This window comes from Flavobacterium granuli (assembly GCF_900129705.1).
Classification (GTDB): domain Bacteria; phylum Bacteroidota; class Bacteroidia; order Flavobacteriales; family Flavobacteriaceae; genus Flavobacterium; species Flavobacterium granuli.
This window is the reverse complement of sequence record NZ_FQWO01000004.1, coordinates 285,019-303,099: the sequence shown is the minus strand read 5'-3', so window position 1 is coordinate 303,099 and position 18,081 is coordinate 285,019. Positions and strand designations below refer to the sequence as shown.

The 18,081-nt window shown below is 35.7% G+C and carries 17 protein-coding genes; 12 read left to right on the top strand and 5 right to left on the bottom strand.

From position 1 onward, the window contains the following. Nucleotides 1-45: 45 nt before the first annotated feature. Nucleotides 46-375, bottom strand: coding sequence for a hypothetical protein (locus tag BUB25_RS08095; RefSeq protein WP_072942751.1), 330 nt, complete (start codon nucleotides 373-375; stop codon nucleotides 46-48). A gap of 365 nt (nucleotides 376-740) precedes the next feature. On the opposite strand from BUB25_RS08095, the gene BUB25_RS16575 reads away from it, so the two are divergent. From BUB25_RS16575 to BUB25_RS08060, 7 genes are all read left to right on the top strand, one after another. Further along, the gene (locus BUB25_RS16575) at nucleotides 741-917 is read left to right on the top strand and encodes a C1orf53 family protein (protein ID WP_170066887.1); all 177 of its coding nucleotides are present in this window, start codon (nucleotides 741-743) and stop codon (nucleotides 915-917) included. A 220-nt stretch (nucleotides 918-1,137) separates the two neighbouring features. Beyond that, nucleotides 1,138-3,120: a urocanate hydratase gene (locus BUB25_RS08085; RefSeq protein WP_072942746.1), complete on the top strand. Its 1,983-nt coding sequence runs from the start codon at nucleotides 1,138-1,140 to the stop codon at nucleotides 3,118-3,120. 49 nt (nucleotides 3,121-3,169) lie between these two features. Further along, a complete protein-coding gene (locus BUB25_RS08080) occupies nucleotides 3,170-3,709 on the top strand; it encodes a DUF4136 domain-containing protein (protein WP_072942743.1) in 540 nt (179 codons plus the stop codon). Between the two features lie 217 nt (nucleotides 3,710-3,926). Beyond that, nucleotides 3,927-5,171, top strand: a complete 1,245-nt coding sequence (gene ilvA, locus BUB25_RS08075; protein ID WP_072942741.1) for a threonine ammonia-lyase IlvA — start codon at nucleotides 3,927-3,929, stop codon at nucleotides 5,169-5,171. A gap of 60 nt (nucleotides 5,172-5,231) precedes the next feature. After that, complete coding sequence (locus tag BUB25_RS08070) at nucleotides 5,232-5,630, top strand: group III truncated hemoglobin (RefSeq protein ID WP_072942739.1); 399 nt, start codon at nucleotides 5,232-5,234, stop codon at nucleotides 5,628-5,630. A 33-nt stretch (nucleotides 5,631-5,663) separates the two neighbouring features. Next, entirely contained in the window at nucleotides 5,664-6,797 is a 1,134-nt protein-coding gene (locus BUB25_RS08065) for an esterase-like activity of phytase family protein (protein ID WP_072942737.1), read from the top strand. Between the two features lie 211 nt (nucleotides 6,798-7,008). Next, nucleotides 7,009-8,766 (top strand): aromatic amino acid hydroxylase, encoded by a 1,758-nt coding sequence (locus tag BUB25_RS08060; RefSeq protein ID WP_072942734.1) that lies wholly within the window; start codon nucleotides 7,009-7,011, stop codon nucleotides 8,764-8,766. 119 nt (nucleotides 8,767-8,885) lie between these two features. Here the strand turns inward: BUB25_RS08060 and BUB25_RS08055 are convergent, their stop codons facing one another. From BUB25_RS08055 to alaS, 4 genes are all read right to left on the bottom strand, one after another. Further along, complete coding sequence (locus BUB25_RS08055; RefSeq protein ID WP_072942733.1) at nucleotides 8,886-9,506, bottom strand: DUF4230 domain-containing protein; 621 nt, start codon at nucleotides 9,504-9,506, stop codon at nucleotides 8,886-8,888. A 2-nt stretch (nucleotides 9,507-9,508) separates the two neighbouring features. Next, nucleotides 9,509-10,459 carry a GSCFA domain-containing protein gene (locus tag BUB25_RS08050; RefSeq protein WP_072942731.1) on the bottom strand — a complete coding sequence of 317 codons (951 nt, stop codon included), beginning with the start codon at nucleotides 10,457-10,459 and terminating at the stop codon, nucleotides 9,509-9,511. A gap of 30 nt (nucleotides 10,460-10,489) precedes the next feature. Then, nucleotides 10,490-11,260 carry a hypothetical protein gene (locus BUB25_RS08045; protein WP_084089457.1) on the bottom strand — a complete coding sequence of 257 codons (771 nt, stop codon included), beginning with the start codon at nucleotides 11,258-11,260 and terminating at the stop codon, nucleotides 10,490-10,492. A gap of 319 nt (nucleotides 11,261-11,579) precedes the next feature. Continuing rightward, nucleotides 11,580-14,216 carry an alanine--tRNA ligase gene (gene alaS, locus BUB25_RS08040; RefSeq protein ID WP_072942729.1) on the bottom strand — a complete coding sequence of 879 codons (2,637 nt, stop codon included), beginning with the start codon at nucleotides 14,214-14,216 and terminating at the stop codon, nucleotides 11,580-11,582. 220 nt (nucleotides 14,217-14,436) lie between these two features. On the opposite strand from alaS, the gene BUB25_RS08035 reads away from it, so the two are divergent. From BUB25_RS08035 to BUB25_RS08015, 5 genes are all read left to right on the top strand, one after another. Further along, nucleotides 14,437-15,414, top strand: coding sequence for a M23 family metallopeptidase (locus BUB25_RS08035; RefSeq protein WP_072942727.1), 978 nt, complete (start codon nucleotides 14,437-14,439; stop codon nucleotides 15,412-15,414). 70 nt (nucleotides 15,415-15,484) lie between these two features. Further along, nucleotides 15,485-15,817, top strand: coding sequence for a MerR family transcriptional regulator (locus BUB25_RS08030; RefSeq protein WP_072942725.1), 333 nt, complete (start codon nucleotides 15,485-15,487; stop codon nucleotides 15,815-15,817). 60 nt (nucleotides 15,818-15,877) lie between these two features. Then, on the top strand, nucleotides 15,878-16,465 hold the full coding sequence (locus BUB25_RS08025) for a LemA family protein (protein WP_072942723.1): 588 nt from the start codon (nucleotides 15,878-15,880) through the stop codon (nucleotides 16,463-16,465). Between the two features lie 191 nt (nucleotides 16,466-16,656). Continuing rightward, nucleotides 16,657-17,097: a TPM domain-containing protein gene (locus BUB25_RS08020; protein ID WP_072942721.1), complete on the top strand. Its 441-nt coding sequence runs from the start codon at nucleotides 16,657-16,659 to the stop codon at nucleotides 17,095-17,097. Further along, nucleotides 17,094-17,909: a TPM domain-containing protein gene (locus tag BUB25_RS08015; protein WP_072942719.1), complete on the top strand. Its 816-nt coding sequence runs from the start codon at nucleotides 17,094-17,096 to the stop codon at nucleotides 17,907-17,909. Before BUB25_RS08020 ends, BUB25_RS08015 begins: the two co-directional genes overlap by 4 nt. Nucleotides 17,910-18,081 lie beyond the last annotated feature (172 nt).

The following is an 18,081-nucleotide window of genomic DNA, read 5'->3' as shown; positions in this document are numbered from 1 at the left end:
CATTTTCCGCATAAGCTTTCGGTTTAATGCATTTAACTTATACTTTTACCTTAAATATTTTACAAATCTAAAAAAAGACCGCTTTTCCAGATAGCCTAATTCTAATTCATGAGCATAAGCCTCGCGTTCAAAACTGATATTTCGGTAAGCTAAATCTCTATTTCTAAATTGAAGCAATCGAATAAAATATTCCAAAAAGTACCAAATAAAAAATGGAATTACTAACATTTCCAGTTGCTGGCGTAAATGGATTTTTTCGTGATTTATAAAAATTAGATTCTCTTTATCCTGACTGTATTTCAAAAATACAAAGGGAAATGCCGTCAAACCACGAAATCCTTTAGGAAGTAAATATTTAGACACAATTAAATACATTCACACGATTTTTTTCAAAAATGAAGCTGAAATATTAAAAATAAACTCACAAAACCTCAATGCCTGACATAAAGGGAATCACTATTTTTATCTTCATAAGCGCGGGGCCGCATATAAATGGTAAACTTAAAGAATAATCTTTTTTAAATATATTATTTTTAAAAATTAAAATCCAATAATTCCCAAAAACGACTCTTACTAACAGCTATTAGCTGATTAAATATTCAGCAACATTAACAAACATTCACTATAAAATCTATAAATTTGTGCAACTGGAATCGTTTCTTTTAAAAGAAAACTCAAAAAAAACTGAGTTCTCATTTAATTTCAAAAAGTAAAGAAGAACATATAGAATGCTTCAGAATATGATGAATCAAAATAATGAAAAGAAAATGACGGAAGGCGAAGATTTCTATTACACTCCGGAAGGATATAAATGCTTTACCGAAAAATTCCATCTCAAAAGAGGCTATTGCTGCAAAAGTGGATGCCGTCATTGTCCTTATGGTTATGATAAAAAAACAGGAACAAATAGAAAGTAAGCAGTTTTCAGTGATCGGTTACAATAACCAAACTAATAAATCAACAAAAAAAAGATGGATTGTCATTCCCTAAAATATAGAATTAGAATCCACAAATCCTATCATAGGTCGGATATTCGTTATCCTTAGATTTTCCTTCTTATTTACGGAGAGAAATGAGAAAACCAAGATATTTCAAAATCTTTAAATGCTTCAATATTTAAATTTTTAAATTAAAAAAATGACTTTTCAAGAACAAATTCAACAGGGAATCCCTGCTATATTACCTCAACCAAAACCGTATGAGGCCAACATCAATCACGCTCCAAAACGCAAAGAAATCTTATCGGCTGACGAAAAAAAACTGGCACTTCGAAATGCACTTCGCTATTTTGATCCAAAATACCATGCCGAATTAGTGCCGGAATTTCTGGAAGAGTTAGAAACTTACGGTCGCATTTACATGTACCGTTTGCGTCCGGATTATGAAATGCGCGCGAGACCTATTCAAGAATATCCAGGAAAAAGCGAACAGGCAAAAGCCATCATGCTGATGATCCAAAACAATTTGGATTATGCCGTAGCACAACATCCTCATGAATTAATCACCTACGGTGGTAATGGAGCTGTGTTTCAAAACTGGGCACAGTATTTATTGACCATGCAATATTTATCGGAAATGACCGATGAACAAACATTGACAATGTATTCTGGTCATCCTATGGGATTATTTCCTTCCCATAAAGAAGCGCCAAGAGTTGTAGTTACAAACGGAATGGTAATCCCAAATTATTCGCAACCCGATGATTGGGAAAGAATGAATGCTTTGGGTGTGTCTCAGTACGGTCAAATGACCGCAGGAAGCTATATGTATATCGGTCCGCAAGGAATCGTGCATGGAACGACGATCACTGTTTTGAATGGTTTTAGAAAAATAAAACGCAATCCAAAAGGCGGCTTATTTGTTACCTCAGGATTAGGAGGAATGAGTGGCGCGCAACCCAAAGCCGGAAATATTGCCGGTTGCATCACCGTTTGCGCCGAGGTGAATTCGAAAATCACCCACATTCGACACAGTCAAGGCTGGATTAATGAAGTGATTGAAGATCTCGACAAATTGGTACAAAGAGTTGCCTTGGCAAAAGCCAACAATGAAACCGTTTCAATCGCCTACCTTGGGAACGTGGTAGATGTTTGGGAACGTTTTGACGAAGAAAACATCCATATTGATTTGGGCTCAGATCAAACTTCACTACACAATCCTTGGGCTGGCGGATATTATCCTGTTGGCATTTCATTTGAAGAAGCCAACGAAATGATGGCCAATAATCCGGATTTATTCAAAGAAAAAGTGCAAGAAACCTTGCGCCGTCATACTGCTGCAATCAACAAACATACAGCCAAAGGAACCTATTTCTTTGATTATGGAAATGCTTTTTTACTGGAAGCTTCCCGTGCAGGAGCCGATATTATGGCCGAGAACAAAATTGATTTTAGATATCCGAGCTATGTTCAGGACATCATGGGTCCCATGTGTTTCGATTATGGGTTTGGACCTTTCCGTTGGGTTTGTGCTTCCGGAAACCCAGAGGACCTTCTTAAAACAGATAACATGGCTTGTGCCGTTTTGGAAGAAATGGCAAAAACAGCGCCGATTGAAATCCAGCAACAAATGCAGGATAACATTCAATGGATCAAAGGTGCCCAAGAAAACAAACTCGTTGTGGGTTCCCAAGCCCGAATTTTATATGCTGATGCCGAAGGTCGCGTAAAAATTGCCGAAGCTTTCAATCAGGCTATTGCCAAAGGAGAAATAGGAACTGTCGTTTTAGGTCGCGATCATCATGATGTTTCGGGAACTGATTCACCATACAGAGAAACCTCTAATATCTATGATGGATCTCGTTTTACGGCTGATATGGCGATACAAAACGTGATAGGAGACAGTTTCCGCGGTGCCACTTGGGTATCCATCCATAACGGAGGCGGAGTAGGCTGGGGAGAGGTTATAAACGGAGGTTTCGGCATGGTTCTTGACGGTTCAAAAGAAGCATCAAAACGTTTAGAATCCATGCTCTTCTGGGATGTCAATAATGGAATATCCAGAAGAAGTTGGGCCAGAAATGAAGGAGCTGTCTTTGCCATAAAAAGAGCAATGGCAACACAACCTTTACTGAAAGTTACCTTGCCAAATGTAGTCGCAGATGAATTATTGGATTTTTAAAAATTTGAGCGTATCTTTAGTAAACATATAATAACCAAATATTTAAGCCATGAAAGCAATTAAATTTTTTCCGGTATTATTACTTTTCATTATTGCGTCATGCAGTTCCGTAAAAGTATATTCAGATTATGATACAAATGTTGATTTCAATCAATATAAAACCTACGCTTTCCATAAAAGAGGTATTGACAGAGCTAATATTTCAGAAATGGACAAGAAAAGAATTCTTCATGCAATTGACAATGAATTAAGCAAAAAAGGAATGACCAAAAGCGAAAATCCTGATTTACTTATAAATATTCTTACTAAAGAAAGAGAGCGTTTAGATGTAAACCAATACAATGCCGGTTGGGGATATGGATGGGGATGGGGATGGAATCCATACCTTTGGGGAGGACGTACTTATGTAACCTCTTCTACAGAAGGCACCCTTTATATTGATTTAATTGATGCCAAGAAAAAAGAATTGGTTTGGGAAGGCGAAGGCAATGGTTACTTAACTGAAAATCGCGCAAAAAAAGAAAGTCAAATTAATGAATTTGTCGCAAAAATTTTAGCGCAGTTCCCTCCTTCTAATTTAAAAAAATAATATTTTTTAATTTGATTTTATCAAATAATCGATACATTTGCCCAATAAATAGAAAACAATGAACAATTTATTTAACATTATCATCGCTATTATCATTATTATTATTCAACAATAATGGCGGAGTGTTATATAAATTAATTAAAAAAATACATTTATAAAACCTCCCTATCGGGAGGTTTTTTTATGCTTAAATAACAAACTATCCTAAACTAAAATCATGACTATATTCAAACAAGTATTAGTTGCAAAAAAACAACTGGACGGAGTGGTCTCTCCCACAGCATTAACCCAAAATCTGAACCTTTCAGAAGAATTTGAGTCAACTATTTTATTAAAAAGGGAAGATCTACAAATTGTACGTTCCTACAAAATAAGAGGTGCTTACAACAAAATCAGTTCGTTGACAGAACAAGAAAAACTACAAGGAGTAGTATGCGCCAGTGCTGGAAACCATGCACAAGGAGTGGCATATTCCTGCAACTTACTAAAAATAAATGGCAAGATTTATATGCCTAAAACCACACCCAAACAGAAGGTGAAACAAGTACAATTGTTTGGGAAATCATTTGTAGAAATTGTACTGATAGGAGACACTTTTGATGATGCCTATGCAAAAGCAGCAGAAGACGCAACAAAAAACAACAAAATATTCATCCATCCCTTTGACGATGAAAAAGTGATAGCAGGTCAAGGAACTGTAGCCTTAGAAATACTGGAAACCTATACAAGTCCAATCGATTATGTATTTGTTCCCATCGGCGGCGGCGGATTAGCTGCTGGACTTTCGGAGGTATTCAAGGAACTAAGCCCTAACACCAAAATCATAGGAGTAGAACCCGAGGGCGCCCCTTCGATGAAAACAGCCATCGATAAAGGCGATAACATTCCATTGGAAACCATCGATAAATTTGTGGACGGTGCCGCCGTAAAACAGGTAGGAAACATCACCTTTGAAATATGCCAAAGAAACCTTGACGATATTATTCTGGTTCCCGAAGGAAAAGTATGCACCACCATTTTGCGCTTGTACAACGAAGAAGCTATGGTGGTAGAGCCGGCAGGAGCATTAACTATCGCCGCCTTAGACTTCTACAAAGACAAAATAAAAGGCAAAAACGTGGTTTGTATCGTAAGCGGAAGTAACAACGATATCGAAAGAACAGCCGAAATAAAAGAACGCTCCCTGCTATATGAAGGGTTGATGCATTATTTCATGATTCAATTTCCACAACGCCCCGGTGCCTTAAAGGAATTTGTCAATGAAATCCTTGGATCTGATGACGACATCACCTATTTCCAATTCACTAAGAAAAACAGTCGAGAAGTTGGCCCTGCTGTTGTTGGTCTGGAATTGAAAAATAAGAATGACATTATGAGCATCAAAAACAAGATGACTCACAAAGGATTTGAATTCAAATACCTCAATGAAAAACAAGATCTGTTCACCCAATTAATTGGATAAACCATTTCCCTTTCGCATTTTATGGCCTACCTTTGCGTAGGCTTTTTTTATACTCAAATTATGACAACATTGAAGGACATTACAACCCTAGAAGACATTAAATTACTTGTTGACAGCTTCTATTCAAAAGTTCAAAAAGACGAATTCATTGGTCCTATATTTAATGCCAAAATAGGAAATCAATGGCCAGAACATCTAGAAAAAATGTATCGCTTTTGGCAAACTATTCTACTGGAAGTACACACTTATTCCGGAAGCCCATTCCCTCCACATAAGCAATTACCCGTAGCCAAAGAACATTTTGACCGCTGGATGGAACTCTTCTCAACAACCATAGACGGATTATTTACTGGCCCAATTGCCGAAGAAGCAAAATTACGCGCCAAAAACATGGCCGAAATGTTCAATTATAAAATTGATTATTTTAGAAATGCCACAAAAAACAATCCTCAACATTAATTATAAATTTTAATCTAAACTGGTATCATTGCCATGCGTAAACTTCTATTTGGATTCCTTTTCATCTCTTTTTTTCTTTCTTGTTCGAATGTAAAACAAGTAAGTCAAGCCCATTCAACTCCTCGCTTGAATTTTGTAAACTCAATCGAAATTCCTTACAATCAGGATTTCAAGAACACCAAAATTGGCGGACTTTCCGGTATTGATTATGACAAAAAACAAGACATTTACTACCTGATCAGCGATGAGCGATCACAGGTAGATCCTTCCCGATTTTACACTGCAAAAATCCATTTGAATAACAATCAGATAAAAACCATAGATTTTCTGGATACAAATACCTTAAAAAATGAAGAAGGCACTTCTTTCGGCAATTGGCTAAGCACTCCTGAAACTTCGGCAGATCCTGAAGATATTCGATACAATCCGAAAAACAAATCTTTAATTTGGAGCAGCGAAGGCGCCCGCGTCCTCACTTCTGACAAAACCGTTTTACAAAATCCATCAATCAACTTCATGGATTTAAAAGGCAACTTTCAAAATAAAATAAAATTGCCTTCTAATCTAGAAATGCAAAAAGAAGACAAAGGCCCTCGAAACAATGGTACTCTCGAAGGAATTACTTTTGACAATAAATACAAAACCATCTATACCAGCGTAGAAGAACCTCTTTTTGAAGATGGAGACAAAGCCAGCACTGATAAAAGCGCCTTGATTAGATTATATCAATTTAATGTCAAAACCAAAAAAAATGCGGCCCAATACGCCTATGAACTAGATCCGATAGCCAAAGAACCCAACCCTAAAGGTTCATTTGCAGTAAACGGGATTGCAGCCCTTCAATATTATAAAAAAAACCAGTTGCTTGTGGTGGAACGCTCTTATTCAACAGGAACACAAGCCTGCACGGTAAAAGTATATTTATGTGATCTAACTAAAGCTACAGACGTAAAAAACATAAGTTCCTTAAAAAACCAATCTTTTGAAAGCGTTTCTAAAAAACTCATTCTAAACATGGATGATTTGGGTATTTTTATTGACAATATTGAAGGATTGACTTTTGGTCCAAAATTAGCAAACGGGCATCAAACCCTGATTTTTGTTTCGGATAATAATTTTTCAGACAAACAGAAAACGCAAATTTTGCTATTTGAAGTGATCGATTAATACAATAATCTTACTTGTCACATCACTCTATTATTATATTCTTTTCACTAAAACCAATTACATTTTATTTGTAACAAAAGAGAGTTTTTTTCTAAAAAGGCTTTCATTTTACTATTGTTAAAACAAACCGATTAGTAAAAACTTGTCATGAAAAGCGGGAAATAGCTCTCGGAATTTGTACTTTTACAACTTAAACTATAACGTTTTCGAAATGAATGCAACTATTGAAACTAATCCATTATTAGAGCGCTTACCAAAGCACTTAAAACAATTCATTAAACCTCAGGATTATAGCGACTACACACCTATAAACCAAGCGGTTTGGCGTTATGTGATGCGTAAAAACGTAGATTACCTTTCAAAAGTAGCCCATCATTCCTATTTGGATGGATTGAAGAAAACAGGAATCGAAATCGACAATATACCCAGTATGTATGGCATGAATCGCATCCTTAGCGAAATAGGATGGGCAGCGGTAGCTGTTGACGGATTTATTCCGCCTAATGCTTTCATGGAATTTCAAGCTTATAATGTTCTGGTTATCGCATCCGATATTCGTCAGATCGAACACATAGAATACACCCCAGCTCCGGATATTATTCATGAAGGGGCCGGTCATGCCCCTATTATTGCTAATCCGGAATACGCTGAATATTTACGCCGTTTTGGAGAAATAGGATGCAAAGCCATTTCGTCGTCTAAAGATTATGAAATGTACGAAGCCATTCGACTGCTTTCTATTTTGAAAGAAGCCGAAGACACGCCACAAGCTGATATCGATGCTGCCGAAAAAGCGGTAGAAGACTTACAGAACAATATGGGAGAATTATCAGAAATGGCGCAAATCAGAAACCTACATTGGTGGACCGTGGAATATGGTTTGATAGGTACTGTAGAAAATCCAAAGATATATGGTGCTGGCTTACTTTCTTCCATTGGCGAAAGCGCTTGGTGCATGACCGACAATGTTACAAAAATCCCTTACGACATATCCGCCGCTAACCAGAGTTTTGATATTACCAAACTACAGCCGCAATTGTATGTCACGCCCACTTTTGCCTATCTAAATTTAGTTTTAGAAGAATTTGCCAATAAAATGGCCTTGAGAACAGGTGGCATATCAGGTATAAAAAAATTGATAACCTCTAATGCTTTAGGAACTATAGAACTAAGCACCGGACTACAAATTTCAGGTGTTTTCACCAATGTAATTGAGGACGAAGGAAAAGCCGTTTACATACAAACCACAGGAAAGACCGCTTTGGCTTACCGCGAAAAAGAATTAGTAGGTCATGGAACCATTACTCATGCAGAAGGTTTTGGAAGCCCGATAGGCAAACTAAAAGGAATCAATCTCGCCATTGAAGATATGAGTCCTAAAGATTTAAATGCTTACAATATTTTGGAATCTAAAAGTGTCAAACTGGAATTTGAAGGCAATATCACTGTAGAAGGCGAAATAATTACGGGTTCCAGAAACCTACAAGGAGAAATCATACTTATCCGATTGAATAACTGCACCGTAACTCATGGTGAAACTGTTTTATTTCAACCGGAATGGGGCGTTTATGACATGGCCGTGGGCAAGAAAGTAGTTTCTGCATTCTCCGGTCCTGCCGATGTAAACAGTTTTGATTTGATTTCGCATGTTCCTTCAAGCAAAACAATCAAAGCAAAACACTCCTCAGAAAGAGAGGAACTGGAAGAATTATACAAAACCGTTCGTGAAATGAGAGAAACAAATGGCGCCCAAACAGCCTTAACTTTTGTCTTCAATAAACTAACTACAAATCATTCCCATGATTGGCTTTTAGCAGTAGAAATTGCCGAACTTTTATCAAACCAAAAAGACTCTGAGCTCTTAACAAAAGTGCTTGATTATCTTGAAAAAATGAAAATCAAAAGACCTGAAACTGCCCATTTGATTGATGGAGGCTTAGAATTGATCTTCACTAAAGAAAAAGCCTAAAAACAAACCGCAAATTCGTAAATTAGACAGCTCTAAGCTCTAACAATAATTAGCGAATTTGCGGTTAAAAATACTATAAACATAAGTCATTCTAAACTCTATTAGAAAAACTAATTCTTCTAGAGCTTTATTTTCTGATTAAAATCTTTTTCGCTTTTAATCACCTCCCCTTTGTATTGCAACTTCCATCCAAAAGAATTACTAAGAATCAATATTTTAGATAACTCACTTATTAAACGATTCTGGGCATTCCTTTTTAAAGATGATTTTTCAATTTTCTTAGCCAGATTTGCTTTAACTGATTTATTTATTTTATTGTAATCATCGGCAGTAAACGGGTTCAATTTGCTTTGTTCCACATCATAAAACTGGATATCCGGACTTATTTTTATCTCTTCTTTTGGAATACTAATGATTGTGATTACTTTATTTTCTTCATCGATATCGTATTTCATTTGATGCAAATCATAAGCAACCGTTACATCAGCATTCACTATTACTAAGGCTTTTTTCTCAAAAGAAAGCATATCCAACAAATATTTCTCTTGGTTTTTATACGTAATCACTTCTGAAAAATGCCCTTCTGTAACCACAAGTTTACCTACGTTGACTATTTGTTGCTGAATGAGATTTGTATTATAATTTAAATCTTCAGCATCATTTTTTTTAAATTCACAAAACTTGAACAACAAAAATATGCTGACAATAATTCCTGTTCCAATACCTATTTTTCTAATCATATTTAAAATTTCATGAATGAATATTGAGTTTCCAATTTACTGATTTTCTCCATCAGTTTGTTTTCAAATTTACGATGACTTTCTGAGTTGGGATTAAAAGGTTTATGCGAAAGACTTTTTTGGATTGTCTCCACCTCATCCATAATTAAAAAAGATTGCTCAGAAATATTAGTTTCCTTGAAACGTTTCCAAATAAAATCTATCGCCACAGAGCTGGGATGCAACATATCTTCGGCATAAAAACGATAATCGCGCAGTTCGTCCATCATGATTTCATAACTCGGAAAATAGCTTAATGTTTTGGCTTCCTTGCTCATTAGCTGATGAATTCCCGAAATCAAATGCGCTTTACTTACCTGATTTTCGACAAAACCATCTTTGATATGACGCACTGGTGAAACGGTAAAAATGATGTTGCAATTTGGATTTACAGAATGAATTAAATCAATTGTTTTCTCGATGCTTTCCTTAATTATTTCTATCGAAAGCAACTCTTTCTCAAACTGTTTTTGTGGTACTTTATGGCAGTTAGCAACTATTTCATTACTATCAATATTTCGATATACCCAAGCCGTACCATACGTAATCACAACATGAGTAGCTTCAAGCATTTGTTGTCGCATGGACTTGACAGTGGCATTCAAATCACTTAACAAGTTATTGGGATTAGGATTACTCAAATCAGAATGAGCATCAAAACAATGCCATTGTTCATTATGAAAAAATAGATCAGATGTAGTAAATTCTTTTTCAGACACTACAAATTCAATTAGATTCTCAATGGCCAAAGGATGAAACAAAATCCCGAACGGATTACACGAATTTTCGAACTTAAAATAATTCAGTTTCTCCGCCATATTAACTGCAAAACAAGAACCAAAAGAAATAATCTTTGAGTTGTAATCGATTGGGGAAATACTCTTAGAAATAGGTACTGGGGTTCTGAATTGCATTTTATATTTTTTCCCAAAATTAAGTATTAATTAATAGAAAAACTGGGTTTTCACATAATTTGGGTTTACAATACTGGCTTCAGTAACGTGTTCTACAGGATAATTATCAGTGTCATATTTAAAAACACCTTGATACAAATTTGCCGATGAAGTCAATTGATCATCTTGGATAACAACTCGCTCCACTACAGCCAACCTATTATTATTAATTGAAATCACCTCATTATGACTTAACAACTTAGCATATCCTAAGATGTTATAAAAAGGATTATTCTTGGAATCGTATTCAAAACTTACTTTTTGTTTAGATAACACACCTTGCGGCGAATCGTCAAAAATCCGTTCATCTTTAACTAAATTCCAATTTTCAAAATATAAAATTCCATGAAAAACTTTTGTTTCCTGATTTTGAGAATCTAGTACTACTTTCTCATAAGAAACAGTTCCATCTCCCTTATGACTATAATTCATCACATAACCCTCTGAAGAATGCATGCGCACTAATTGTGCTTTATTATAGGTATAATCTAATGTGACACTCCATTGACTCTCTTTGTCTTTAGTTATAATTTTAGTAATGAGACCATCCGTATAAGTATAGCTAATGTATTTCTTAGCTCCGTCAACACTTACTATTTCATTGCCATTGTAATTATACAAAGTAGTGGTCGAAGTTCCATTTTCAGAAATTTCAACTGTTTTTCTCAAGAGTTTATCCGTACTTACTTTATCTTCTGAACAAGAACAAAGTACTACTATCGAAACCATCAAAAGACTTACTATTTTATTTACCTCTCCCAAGCCAGCTATTTTTAGAATAAATTCAATCTAATTCAACACAAACTATTTTACTGGCTAAAGTTAAAATCTTAATTCACTAACACCTTAAAAGAACGTTAATTAGCTAAAAAACTCGTCAAACAGTGTTTTTTAACACAACTATTCTTGGGCATTTACAAAAGACTATTTTTTTTTCGGGGAACTCTATTTCAGACACTTAACCATTAAAAAAATCACAAAAAGTAGATTATTCCCTAACTTTATCAAAAGAAATTCATAAAAAAAACCTCTTCCAAACAAATTAGAAGAGGTCTTTTCTATATTAAAAAAATATTCGAAACTATTTTACAAAATCAATTGCTTTTGCTAAAGCTTCCGGAATTCCGGCAGCATTTTTTCCTCCTGCAGTTGCAAAGAAAGGCTGCCCTCCTCCTCCACCTTGGATAAATTTTCCTAATTCGCGAACTACCTGACCCGCATTCAGATTTTTATCGGCAACCAATTCCTTAGAAATATAACAGCTCAACATTGGCTTTCCTTCTTCGGCTGTAGCCAAAACTAAAAATAAGTTTGTGCCTAAATTTCCTAATTCATAAGCCAAATCTTTAGCTCCTTCCGGATTCAAATCGACTTGTTTAGCTAAGAACTGAACACCGTTTATTTCTTGCAATTCTTTGATCAAATCACCTTTCATGTTTTTGGCTTTCTCTTTCAACAAAGCTTCCAACTGTTTTTTCAATTTGGCATTTTCATCTTGTAATGAAACTACAGCTTTTACCGCATCCTGTGGGTTTTTCAATGCTGATTTAATTTCGCTCAACAATTCATCCTGCGAAGCAAAAAATTGTCTTACACCATCGCCTGTAATAGCTTCAATACGGCGAATTCCGGCTGCAACTGCTCCTTCAGAAACAATTTTGAATGACCAAATATCAGCTGTATTGCTTACATGGATTCCACCACACAATTCCATGCTGTCTCCAAATTTAATTGCACGTACATGATCTCCGTATTTTTCCCCAAATAAAGCCATAGCACCTTCTTCTACAGCTTGCGCAAAAGGAATATCTCTGCGTTCTATCAACGACAATTGCTCTTGAATTTTCGCATTGACAAAATCCTCTACTTGCTTTAATTCCTCATCGCTTACTTTTGCAAAATGAGAAAAGTCAAAACGCAGGTAATTTGGATTGACCAAAGATCCTTTTTGTTCCACATGAGTCCCTAGAATACTGCGTAATGCTTGATGCATCAAGTGTGTAGCTGTATGATTTCGAGCTGATGAAGCTCTTAAATCCGTATTTACCTTAGCTATAAAACTAGCCTCTAAATTCTCAGGAAGTTGTTTTGCAAAATGTAAAATCAGATTATTTTCTTTCTTGGTATCTATAATTTCAATCGTTTCATTGGCAGATACCAAAACCCCTTTATCACCAACTTGTCCCCCACCTTCCGGATAAAAAGGACTGTTATCTAAAACGATTTGATACAAAATCCCGTCTTTTTTAGAATCTACTTTACGAATTCTGGTTATTTTTACATTGGACTCCGTTTGATCATAACCTACAAATGTTTCAACATTTCCTGGAATCAACACAGACCAATCCTCCGTCGAAACTTCAGAAGCCGCACGCGAACGTGCTTTTTGCTCTTGCATCGAAGCATCGAACTCTGCTTCATTGAAAGTCATTCCTTTTTCCTTTAAAATCAAGGCTGTTAAATCCTTTGGAAAACCAAAAGTATCATACAATTCGAATGCTTTAGCGCCTGAAACCTCATTCCCTTTGGTATTAGAAATCACATTTTCTAACAATTGCAATCCTTGATCTAAGGTTCTCAAGAAAGAAGTTTCTTCTTCACGTATCACATTAGTCACTAAATTTTGCTGCGATTTGATTTCCGGGAAAAACTCGCCCATTTGGTTGGCTAAAACTTCTACTAATTTATAGATAAAAGCTTCTTTGGTATTTAAGAAAGTAAATCCGTAACGAATCGCACGACGCAAAATACGACGAATTACATATCCTGCACCAGTATTTGAAGGCAATTGCCCATCGGCAATAGCAAAAGCTACCGCACGCACGTGATCGACAATCACACGAATAGCGATGTTAATTTTGTTTTGTTCTTCGCTTATATTTTTAACTTCATTTGAAGTATATTTTAATCCTGTAATTTGTTCCACTTTTTCAATAAGTGGTGTAAATACATCCGTATCATAGTTTGAAGTTACGTTTTGCATCGCCATACACAAACGCTCAAATCCCATTCCGGTATCGACGTGTTGTGCAGGTAATTTTTCTAACGAACCATCTGCTTTACGGTTGAATTCCATAAATACATTATTCCATATTTCAACAACTTGTGGATGATCGGCATTAACTAAACTACGACCAGAAACTGCTGTTCTTTCTTCATTGGTACGCAAATCAATATGAATTTCAGAACATGGACCACACGGACCTTGATCGCCCATTTCCCAGAAATTGTCTTTTTTGTTTCCAAAAATAATACGGTCTTCCGGAACAAATTGTTTCCAAATATCGAAAGCTTCTTGATCAAAAGGCACATTCTCTGCTTCGTTTCCTTCAAAAACAGAAACATACAAACGGTCTTTATCCAGTTTCAAAACTTCGGTCAAAAATTCCCAAGCCCAAGGCAAAGCCTCTTCTTTGAAATAATCACCAAAGGACCAGTTCCCCAACATCTCAAACATGGTATGATGGTAGGTATCAAAACCTACATCTTCTAAATCATTATGCTTTCCTGAAACACGAAGACATTTTTGGGTGTCAGCAATTCTAGCGCTTTTTGGCGTAGCGTTTCCTAAAAAATATTCTTTGAACTGCGCCATTCCTGAGTTGTTGAACATCAGGGTTGGGTCATCCTTTAAAACTATAGGAGCCGAAGGAACAATTAAATGCCCTTTACTTTGAAAAAAATCCAGAAATTGTCTGCGTACGTCTTGTGAGTTCATTTATTTATTTATTTTTCACTAAGGCGCTAAGGCACAAAGTTTTTAAATTTATTTTTTTATCAAAATTAAAAATTCAATAATCTTTCAATCATTAAATTTTCAAATCTTTTAATCCGCTTTATATTTTATTTATTAGCGAAAAAAGATTGAACAAATGAAACATTTATTAAATTTGTTCAACTAACACTTTATAAGGTGCAAAAATAGGGTATTTTAAAATATGGCGAAAGTAAAATATTATTACGATTCCGAAAATCTGGCGTATCGAAAAATTAAAACAAAAAAACGATGGAAATTTGGCTTCGCAGCCTTATTTTTAGTGGCTTCGGCATTATTTGGTTTCATCAGTTTTGTGGTTTTATTGAATACTCCTTATTTCGACACACCAAAAGATCGTTTGTTAATACGTGAAATTGAAAATTTGAAACTGAATTATGCAGTTTTGAATAAAAAAATGGATCAAGTAGACGATGTCATTGAAGCGATTGAAGACCGAGACAACAATTTATACCGTACCTATTTTAATACCGCCCCCATTCCAGAAGAGGAAAGGAAATCAGGTTTTAAAGACGTCAATAGATATACCGCTTTAGAAGGTTATGACAACACCCAGTTAGTACTAAACACGACAAAAAGAATAGACGTTCTTAGCAAACAATTAGCCATACAATCAGAATCGCTAGACCAAATCTTAAAACTAGCCAAAAAGAAAGACAAATTATTGGCTGCCATTCCTGCCATTCAACCTGTGAGAAATGAAAATTTAAAAAGAATGGCTTCGGGTTTTGGCTACCGCACAGATCCGTTTACAAAAGCGAAGAAAATGCATGAGGGAATGGACTTTACAGCTAAAATAGGAACTCCTGTTTTTGCCACCGGAGACGGAGTAGTGAGTCAAGCTGACAATAAAGCTTCGGGTTTTGGGAATCACGTGGTAATTAGGCATGGTTATGGATACGAAACTTTATATGCGCATTTGAGCAAATACAACTGTCGAGCCGGACAAAGAGTAAAGCGAGGTGACATTATTGGTTATGTAGGCAGCACCGGAAGATCCGAAGGACCTCATTTGCACTATGAAGTTCACAAAGACGGCAAAGTGGTCAATCCGCTTAATTTTTATTACGGTAATATTTCGGCGGTCGAATATGTTGCTATTTCAAAACTGGCGAATCAAGAAAATCAATCGCTGGATTAATTTATAATATAGGAGTTAGTTAGCAAAGTGTTTTTGCTTTAAACTTGTAACATTAAACTTGAAACAAAAAATGCATATTGAACTTTCAAAAGACAAAAGATATTACAGCATAGGCGAAGTGGCTAAGGCTTTTGATGTAAATGCTTCGCTTATCCGTTTTTGGGATAGTGAATTTGACATTCTTAAACCTAAAAAAAATGCAAAAGGCAATAGAATGTTTACGCCCGAGGACATCAAAAACCTACAACTGATTTACCATTTGGTAAAAGAAAGAGGTTTTACCCTCGAAGGAGCCAAAACCCATTTGAAAGAAGGTCAAAAGAAAACCTTGGATAAGTTTGAAATTATTCAAAAACTGGAAGGCATCAGAACACAATTAACTAATATAAAAAATCAACTTTAGATTTTTTGATAGATGATTACAAAATAAAAAACTTAATATTAAACTTTAAATTAAACAAACATGAAAAGATTTTTGCCTTGGATTATTGGAGCCGTTATTATTTTTGGAATTTACAGCTGGGTTAAAGGAATTAACAACACAGCCATAACTTTAAACCAAACCGTTGAACAATCATGGGGAGACGTACAAACTGCTTACCAAAGACGAAATGACCTAATTGGAAACTTAGTCAACACCGTAAAAGGAGCTGCTGATTTTGAAAAAAGCACTTTGACTGCTGTTATTGAAGCCCGTGCAAAGGCAACCCAAACAACCGTAGACCCTACAAATATTACTCCGGAACAATTGGCTGCATTTAACTCAGCTCAAAGCGGTGTTAGCAGCTCGTTATCTCGTTTATTAGTTACAGTTGAAAAATATCCTGATTTGAAAGCCAACCAAAATTTCTTGAAATTACAAGATGAACTGGCAAGCACCGAAAATCAAATTTTAACCGCTAGAACTCGTTTTAACGAAGCAGTAAAACCATACAACACTCATATTAAAACTTTCCCAAATTCATTATTTGCAGGTATGTTTGGTTTTAAAGAAAAAGCTTATTTTAACGCTGTGGAAGGAGCCGACAAACCTGTGGAAGTGAAATTCTAAAAAAAACATAAGATTTACAACTACTTTAGAACAAATAAAAGTAGCAGTAAAAAACCTTATTCTTTTTCATAAAAAGGAGAAACCATTAAGAAATTTAGACCATTAAAACCTAATGAATTTTAATTTCTTAATGGTTTTTAAATAATAGTTCTTTCATCTCGCTATTAATTGTTTTAAACAAAAATAAACTCATGTCAAAAGTAGAAGATTTTTTAACCCAAAAAGAAGAACAAGAAATTGTAGAAGCCATTCGCGTGGCTGAAAAAAATACTTCTGGAGAGATTAGAGTTCATCTGGAAAAAACAACAGAACTAGATCCCTATGATCGTGCATTGGAAGTTTTTCATGACCTAAAAATGGATGAGACCCAACTCAAAAACGGAGTCTTAATTTACCTTGCTGTAAAAGACAAAACCTTTGTGATTTGCGGTGACCAAGGTATTAATGACATTGTTCAAAATGATTTTTGGGACAGTACTAAAGATATTATGGTCGCTCATTTTAAAAACGGCAATTTCAAACAAGGTTTGATTGACGGTATTCTAAGAGCTGGAGAAGAATTAAAAAAACATTTCCCCTGGTCAGAAGAGGACACTAATGAATTATCAAACGAAATATCTAAAGGAGAATGATTTTACAAACAAAGCATACCTCAATTTTCTTAAAACTGTTCATCTGTTTGCTCTTTTCACAGCTCAGTTTTGCACAATTTACAATCCCTGAAAAACCTAGTTTTCAAACCAGTGTTTACGACTATGCAAACCTTTTAAGCGCAACAGAAAAAACCAGTTTAGAAGAAAAACTCATTAAATATTCTGATTCCACGACTACTCAAATATTGGTTGTAACCATTGAGAGTCTAAAAGGCGAAGATGTGAGCCAATTGGCTACTAAGTGGGCACACACCTGGGGACTAGGTCAAGCAAAGGAAGATAATGGCGTTATTATTTTAGTAGCCAAAGCAGAAAGAAAAATCGCAATCAATCCGGGTTATGGACTTGAGGACCGGTTGACAGCAGGAATTGGAGGTGAAATCATCAGAAACATTATCCTTCCTGAATTCAAAGCCGGTAGCTATTACAAGGGACTAGACAAAGGAACCGATGCTCTTATTGATGTTTTTAAAGGCAAATACAAAGGTGAAAGAAAAAAACAAACACAAGGAAAGGACTTTCCTATTTTCCCATTTATCATTATTATCGTATTTATCGTTATTCTTATTTCCAGAAATAAAGGCGGTGGTGGCGGAAACTCCGGCAATAACCGTGGCGGACATCATGGCCCTAGTTTATTAGACGTGATTATCCTGAGTAGCCTCGGCCGTGGAGGTGGCGGAGGTGGTTTTGGTGGCGGTTCATCTGGTGGTGGATTTGGCGGCGGCGGATTCGGTGGTGGATTTGGCGGTGGTGGATTCTCCGGAGGAGGCTCAAGCGGAAGTTGGTAAAAAACACAAAAGATTATAAAGAAGGCTGTCTAAAATTAGACAGCCTTCTTTATTTTTAAAAAAAATTAGGTAAACAATAAGCTGTTTTAAAACTAAATCTGTCCAGCAAAAATGAACTCATTTGGTTTTAAACCCAAACAAACTGGTAGGGACTAGTGCGTTACTTTTGAAA

What these genes read in the sequence shown, in the direction of transcription:
- BUB25_RS08060 (WP_072942734.1), top strand. Translation starts at nt 7,009, where the DNA reads ATGAATGCAACTATTGAAACTAATCCATTATTAGAGCGCTTACCAAAG.
- BUB25_RS08025 (WP_072942723.1), top strand. Translation starts at nt 15,878, where the DNA reads ATGAAAAGATTTTTGCCTTGGATTATTGGAGCCGTTATTATTTTTGGA.
- BUB25_RS08095 (WP_072942751.1), bottom strand. Translation starts at nt 375, where the DNA reads ATGTATTTAATTGTGTCTAAATATTTACTTCCTAAAGGATTTCGTGGT.
- BUB25_RS08015 (WP_072942719.1), top strand. Translation starts at nt 17,094, where the DNA reads ATGATTTTACAAACAAAGCATACCTCAATTTTCTTAAAACTGTTCATC.
- BUB25_RS08070 (WP_072942739.1), top strand. Translation starts at nt 5,232, where the DNA reads ATGACAACATTGAAGGACATTACAACCCTAGAAGACATTAAATTACTT.
- alaS (WP_072942729.1), bottom strand. Translation starts at nt 14,216, where the DNA reads ATGAACTCACAAGACGTACGCAGACAATTTCTGGATTTTTTTCAAAGT.
- BUB25_RS08030 (WP_072942725.1), top strand. Translation starts at nt 15,485, where the DNA reads ATGCATATTGAACTTTCAAAAGACAAAAGATATTACAGCATAGGCGAA.
- BUB25_RS08035 (WP_072942727.1), top strand. Translation starts at nt 14,437, where the DNA reads ATGGCGAAAGTAAAATATTATTACGATTCCGAAAATCTGGCGTATCGA.
- BUB25_RS08080 (WP_072942743.1), top strand. Translation starts at nt 3,170, where the DNA reads ATGAAAGCAATTAAATTTTTTCCGGTATTATTACTTTTCATTATTGCG.
- BUB25_RS08020 (WP_072942721.1), top strand. Translation starts at nt 16,657, where the DNA reads ATGTCAAAAGTAGAAGATTTTTTAACCCAAAAAGAAGAACAAGAAATT.
- ilvA (WP_072942741.1), top strand. Translation starts at nt 3,927, where the DNA reads ATGACTATATTCAAACAAGTATTAGTTGCAAAAAAACAACTGGACGGA.
- BUB25_RS08065 (WP_072942737.1), top strand. Translation starts at nt 5,664, where the DNA reads ATGCGTAAACTTCTATTTGGATTCCTTTTCATCTCTTTTTTTCTTTCT.
- BUB25_RS08055 (WP_072942733.1), bottom strand. Translation starts at nt 9,506, where the DNA reads ATGATTAGAAAAATAGGTATTGGAACAGGAATTATTGTCAGCATATTT.
- BUB25_RS08085 (WP_072942746.1), top strand. Translation starts at nt 1,138, where the DNA reads ATGACTTTTCAAGAACAAATTCAACAGGGAATCCCTGCTATATTACCT.
- BUB25_RS16575 (WP_170066887.1), top strand. Translation starts at nt 741, where the DNA reads ATGATGAATCAAAATAATGAAAAGAAAATGACGGAAGGCGAAGATTTC.
- BUB25_RS08050 (WP_072942731.1), bottom strand. Translation starts at nt 10,459, where the DNA reads ATGCAATTCAGAACCCCAGTACCTATTTCTAAGAGTATTTCCCCAATC.